Source organism: Actinomyces acetigenes (assembly GCF_031296635.1).
GTDB classification, from domain to species: Bacteria; Actinomycetota; Actinomycetes; order Actinomycetales; family Actinomycetaceae; genus Actinomyces; species Actinomyces acetigenes.
The window spans coordinates 1-5285 of sequence record NZ_JASPFC010000064.1 but is presented as its reverse complement, the minus strand read 5'-3'; the positions used below and the strand labels follow the sequence as shown (position 1 = coordinate 5285).

The following is a 5285-nucleotide window of genomic DNA, read 5'->3' as shown; positions in this document are numbered from 1 at the left end:
GGTTGGGGACCTGGCTCGCCGACTGGCTCCCCCTGGCGATGGCCGGCGGGGTGGGGGCCGCCTGCCGCTGGGGCGTGGACGCCTCCGTCAGCCGCCTCAGCGGCCGAGCCGCCCGGGAGGCCGCAGCGGGAGCCCGGCAGCGGCGTCGTTCCGGGGTGCGGGCACTGTTGATGCCGTGGATGCTGCGGATGCCGTGGGGCACCGTCGTCGTCAACGTGACCGCCTGCCTGCTCATGGGCCTGCTCGTGGGTTGGGCGGCAGACCCGCCGCACTCCGGGACCTGGGCCGCCACCGCGCTCACCGTCCTGGGGACTGGCTTTCTGGGCGGGTACTCGACCTTCTCCACGGCCTGCGTCGAGGGGGCGCGCCTGCTGCTGGCCGGGCGGTGGGGGCCGGCCCTCGTGCATGCGACCCTCATGACGGCGGCGACGCTGGGCGCCGTCGGGCTCGGGCTGGTGACCGGCGCAGCCCTGCGCTAGAGCGCCACCCGGCCGGTCCCCCACTCACTTCGACACTTTGACCAAAACTTCACAAACGACGCGGCTCCGGGTCGATTATGAAGATTCGGTCGAAGTGTGTCGGTCGGGGATGCGCGACGACGCCGTCCCCGGGCCGATGAGCTTCGGTGACCTTCGTGAGCGCGCCGTAAGCGGCTCGTGAGCGCCCCGTGAGGTTGGCGGGCCTGCCGAGATCAGCCTGAGACGGCTGTGACGAACTGTGCTCTCATCAGCCTGATCAGGCGTATTGCGGGGCGTACCTCCTCTGACAGACTCGCTGCCATGAGTGTTCAGCCGCCTTCTTCGACGCCGACGCAGACGCAGTCGCGGACCAACCGCGCCACGGTGATCACCCTCGTGGTCATCGCCGTCATCCTGGCCGTCCTCGCCGCGGTGCTGCTGCAGAACGTCGCCTCCCGGCGCCATCAAGCCGCCGCCACCAGCCAGACCTCCGCCTCCGATTCGGCCGCCGCGGTCCCCGAGCCCGATCCGGCCCCGCCGGTCGCCGACCAGCAGACCCTGGAGCTCATCCACTCCGAGATCCACCGCGACCCGGCCGACGCCCAGGCCAAGGGAAAGGTCGACGCACCGGTCGTCATAGTCATCTACTCCGACTTCGCCTGCCCCTTCTGCACCCAGTTCGCCCAGAAGGTCGAGCCCAAGCTGGACAAGCTGGTGAAGGAGGGCACGCTGCGCATCGAGTGGCGCGACCTGGCTCAGATCACGGAGACCTCGCCCCTGGCCGCTCAGGCCGGACGGGCCGCCGCCAATCAGGGAAAGTTCTGGGAGTTCCACGACGTCGTCTACGCCGCCGCCGACCCCAAGGGCCACCCGACCTACACCGAGGACTCCCTGGTCGACTTCGCCAAGAAGGCCGGGGTACCGGACCTGAAGAAGTTCCGCACCGACATGACCGCCGCCGAGACCGTCAAGGCCGTCGCCGAGTCCACCAACCACGTCCACTCCATCGGCATTCAGGGGACCCCGTTCATGATCGTGGGCGAGACCTACATCAACGGGTACAAGGACGCCAACTACATGACGGCCGTCGTCAAGAGCCAGGCCGCCAAGGCTAAAGAGGCCAAGGGAGCCCAGGCAGCCACAGGTGCCGCGAGCCCGACGAGCCCCGCGGCACCGGCGCGCTGACCACCACGCAGCGGAGCACCGACGGGGCCCGGCGGCGCACGCACGCCCACCCCACCCCGAGGCTCTTCCCCCGACTCGCCCCACGGGCGGGCCGGGGGACGCTATTCTTCCACCACCTGTCCCATCGATCGTCTGACGAGCAACGACGCAAGCAGCGACGTCACCAACGGTCGTCTCACTAAGGAGCGCGAGCATGGCACTGAGCATCGGAGTGGATGTCGGCGGAACGAAGATCGCAGCCGGCATCGTCGACGACGACGGGAAAGTTCTTCAGACGATTCGGCGCGACTCCCCCGCCTTCAGCCGCCAGGCGATCATCGACACGATCACGACGGTGGTGCGCCGGCTGCGGGAGGACTTCCCCGACGCGGCCACCGTGGGTATCGGGGCGGCGGGCTTCGTATCCTCCGACCGCAACACGATGGCGCACGGCACCAACCTGGACTGGACCGGGATGCGGATCGGCGACGTCGTCTCCGAGGGCGTGGGCCTGCCCGTCGTCGTCGAGAACGACGCCAACGCCTTCGGGTGGGCCGAGGCCCGCTTCGGGGCGGCCCGGGGCAAGCGCAACGCCCTTATCGTGGCCATCGGCACCGGCGTGGGCGGGGCCATCATCGTCGACGGCCACCTCCTGCGCGGGGCGGCCGGATTCGGCGGGGAGATCGGGCACATCAACGTCGTCCCCGGCGGACGCCCCTGCGGGTGTGGCCTGCGCGGGTGCCTGGAGCGCTACAGCGCCGGCACGGCCCTGGGGGTCAACGCCTGGGAGCTGGCGCAGTTCCGCCCCGACTACGCGGCCCGCATCATCGAGCTCTCCGGCGGCAACCCGGAGCACATCTCCGGCAAGGCCGTCACCGCCGCGGCCCGCGAGGGGGACCCGGCCGCCCTGGAGTGCTACGAGCAGCTCACCCACTGGCTGGGGGTGGGGCTGGCCGACATGTGCGCGCTGCTGGACCCCGAGGTCATCGTCATCGCCGGCGGCCTGGCCGAGGCCGGTGACATCCTGCTCACCCCCACCCGCAGGGCCTTCGCCGAGAACCTCACGGCCGGCCCCCACCGCCCCGCCATCCCGGTGGTGCTGGCCGAGGGCGGTCAGGAGGCCGGGCTCGTCGGCGCCGCGGACCTGGCCCGCCAGCCCTGAGGGCCGCGAGGCACCGGCCGGGGGAGGTGACCATGCCGACACCGACCCACGAGATATAGCATTTGCTATATTTGTGTCATGTCTGTTGTGGAGACGCGTCAGAACCTGGTCTCCGTCGCTCAGGACACGGATGAAGCAGTCCGTCAGGCTCGGCATCAGCTGGTTGCGGCCGTACGCAAGGCCTCCAGAGAAGGCATGTCCCAGAAGGAGATCGCCCGGCAGATCGGGAGAAGCCAGCCGGAGGTCTCCCGGCTCCTACGCTTTCATGGCACCACGCCGCTGGCCAAGCAGCTGCGGACTGCACGCCGAGAGGTCATCGAGACGGTCAAAGCGGCCGGTGGCTCGAATGTTCGCGTTTTCGGCTCCGTGGCCACCGGGCAGGAGCACGAGGGCTCCGACATCGACCTGCTCTTCCGCATGGATCAACCACTCGGGCTCATGGATCTGGCCGGGCTGGAGATCGAGCTGGGGACCATCCTGCATGCCGACGTCGACCTCGTGCCCGACACCAACATCCGCCCAACTATGCGCGAGCGGATCCTCTCCGAGGCGGTCCCGTTATGAGCCCCGCAGGACGAACAACTGCAGAAATCATCGCGGAAGCCCCGGAACATTTCGATACCGCCATCAGTTACTCGCAGCGGAATCTCTCCGACCAGATCGTCATCGACGCAGTCGCGATGAGGCTCTCAGCAGGTGTGGAGGCACTTGGAGCGCTGGATCCAGATACCCGCACACGTCTTCTTGGCGACCAATGGCCGAGAATGCGGGGGATGCGCAACCGTATCGCTCACGACTACGGCTTCATTGACGACACCATCGTCCGACAGACTGTCCTGGTGAACCTGCCACCGGTTGTGGAGGCACTGCGCGCCGGGGCGCAGGCCTGAGCTCAGTCCTTGGTGGCCCGGCTTGAGTCCGCGGGTGCAGAGGCGCCGACACCGTCGCCGTCACCCCCGACGCCGCCTCCGCCGTCGGCACGCGTGGCCAAGGCGCCGGCCTTCTCAGGCTCCTTCGTCTCAGCGCGCTTCTCGACGACTGCCCGGCCGTAGTCGGGATCGGCCTCACCGACGCCGTCGCCGTCGAGGTCGAGCTGGTCGAGCACGCCCTGGTCGAGCTCATCGGGGTCACGCACGGGCGAGTCGCCGGCGGACAGGAAGATCCCCACCCAGCGTGAGCGCGAGTCGGAGTCAATGAGGAGGGCCTTGACGAACAGGGTCAGCGGCACCGCCAGGATCGTCCCCATCGCCCCGATGACGGTGGACCAGAACAGCAGGCACAGGAAGGTCGTCGTCGTGTTGAGCCCCACCGCGTCCCCGGTGAACTTGGGCTGGATGAGGGACTGGATGACGAAGTTGGCCGCCGTGTAGGACAGCACCACCCACAGCGCCGTCCAGGGGCCGGAGTCCACCAGCCCCAGGATCGCCGGCGGCACCACGCCCAGGACGAACCCGATATTCGGGATGTAGTTGGTGATGAAGGAGACCACGCCCCAGGTGATGGCCATCGGTACATCCAGGTACCACAGGGTGACCGCGTTGATGACAGCCACGATGAGACCGAAGACCGTCGAGACCATCCAGTAGGAGCGCACCGCCTCACAGAAGGAGACCAGGGCTGAGGCCATGCCCGGCTTGAGGACGCCGAGGGCCGCGGTGCGGATCTCGATCTTGGCGGTGTCGAACATGAGGAAGACGACCACCATCGACATGACGCCGAGCATCGCGCTGGCCGAGGTCAGCTGCCCCAGGACCGACTGGGCCACCATGACGAGCTGGGAGGTGTCCAGCACGTTGGTGACCTGCTTGAGCACCGTGGACTGGTCGACCCCCATGCTGTTGAGCTGGGTCTCGATCTGCTTCCAGATCGCCTGGAACTTGGGGGCGTACTGCGGCAGGGTGTCGACAAGCTGGGCGACGGCGACGGCCAGGGCCGCGAACAGCAGGACGACGAAGGCGAAGATGAGCACGATCGCCGCCGTCGCCGCGACCACGCGCGGCACCCGGTGGCGCGTCATCCAGGACACCAGCGGCCGGACCGTCACCACGAGGGTCAGGGCGAAGAAGGCCGGGGCGAAGAGGTCCTGAATGAGGTAGAGCCCCACCGCGCCAATGGTCAGTGCCGCCAGGAGGTAGGCGATGGTCTCCCCCTGCGTGCGCTCCCCGGGGACGGGAACGGAGGCCTTCCGAGCTTTTTCCGACACAGCTGCCATGGGCGCATCCTCCCACGGACGGGCGGCGCGCTGCGCCCCGACGGGCCTGTACGCGTCGTGGGAGCTCTCCCCGTTTCGCGCTCGCGGCAACGGCGCTGGGGCGGCAGTCCGGCGGCAGCCGGGTGGCGCTCCGGTGGCCGCGGCCCCGCCTCAGTCCACCGGCAGGACCTCGTCCAGCCAGGCGTCGACGGTGCGGTAGAAGACCTGCGGATCGCTGCGGCGCACCTGGTGGCCGGCCCCGGGCACGAGGACCGGGGTGATGCGGGGGTTGCGGGCGGCGGTGGCCAGG

6 protein-coding genes are annotated in these 5285 nt (G+C 69.1%); 5 read left to right on the top strand and 1 reads right to left on the bottom strand.

Annotated elements, in window-relative coordinates:
• The first annotated feature begins 2 nt into the window (after positions 1-2).
• From RIV14_RS13265 to RIV14_RS13245, 5 genes are all read left to right on the top strand, one after another.
• Complete coding sequence (locus tag RIV14_RS13265) at positions 3-479, top strand: fluoride efflux transporter FluC (protein ID WP_309325231.1); 477 nt, start codon at positions 3-5, stop codon at positions 477-479.
• A gap of 228 nt (positions 480-707) precedes the next feature.
• Entirely contained in the window at positions 708-1643 is a 936-nt protein-coding gene (locus tag RIV14_RS13260) for a DsbA family protein (RefSeq protein ID WP_075372991.1), read from the top strand.
• A gap of 193 nt (positions 1644-1836) precedes the next feature.
• Positions 1837-2784 (top strand): ROK family glucokinase, encoded by a 948-nt coding sequence (locus RIV14_RS13255; RefSeq protein WP_075372992.1) that lies wholly within the window; start codon positions 1837-1839, stop codon positions 2782-2784.
• Between the two features lie 78 nt (positions 2785-2862).
• Complete coding sequence (locus tag RIV14_RS13250; protein WP_075372993.1) at positions 2863-3348, top strand: nucleotidyltransferase domain-containing protein; 486 nt, start codon at positions 2863-2865, stop codon at positions 3346-3348.
• A complete protein-coding gene (locus RIV14_RS13245) occupies positions 3345-3674 on the top strand; it encodes a HepT-like ribonuclease domain-containing protein (protein ID WP_075372994.1) in 330 nt (109 codons plus the stop codon). The genes RIV14_RS13250 and RIV14_RS13245 overlap by 4 nt, the downstream gene beginning before the upstream one ends.
• A 2-nt stretch (positions 3675-3676) precedes the next feature.
• On the opposite strand, the gene RIV14_RS13240 is transcribed toward RIV14_RS13245, so the two are convergent.
• Positions 3677-4996, bottom strand: coding sequence for an AI-2E family transporter (locus tag RIV14_RS13240; protein ID WP_075372995.1), 1320 nt, complete (start codon positions 4994-4996; stop codon positions 3677-3679).
• Positions 4997-5285: the final 289 nt, after the last annotated feature.

What these genes read in the sequence shown, in the direction of transcription:
- RIV14_RS13240 (WP_075372995.1), bottom strand. Translation starts at nt 4,996, where the DNA reads ATGGCAGCTGTGTCGGAAAAAGCTCGGAAGGCCTCCGTTCCCGTCCCC.
- RIV14_RS13245 (WP_075372994.1), top strand. Translation starts at nt 3,345, where the DNA reads ATGAGCCCCGCAGGACGAACAACTGCAGAAATCATCGCGGAAGCCCCG.
- RIV14_RS13250 (WP_075372993.1), top strand. Translation starts at nt 2,863, where the DNA reads ATGTCTGTTGTGGAGACGCGTCAGAACCTGGTCTCCGTCGCTCAGGAC.
- RIV14_RS13255 (WP_075372992.1), top strand. Translation starts at nt 1,837, where the DNA reads ATGGCACTGAGCATCGGAGTGGATGTCGGCGGAACGAAGATCGCAGCC.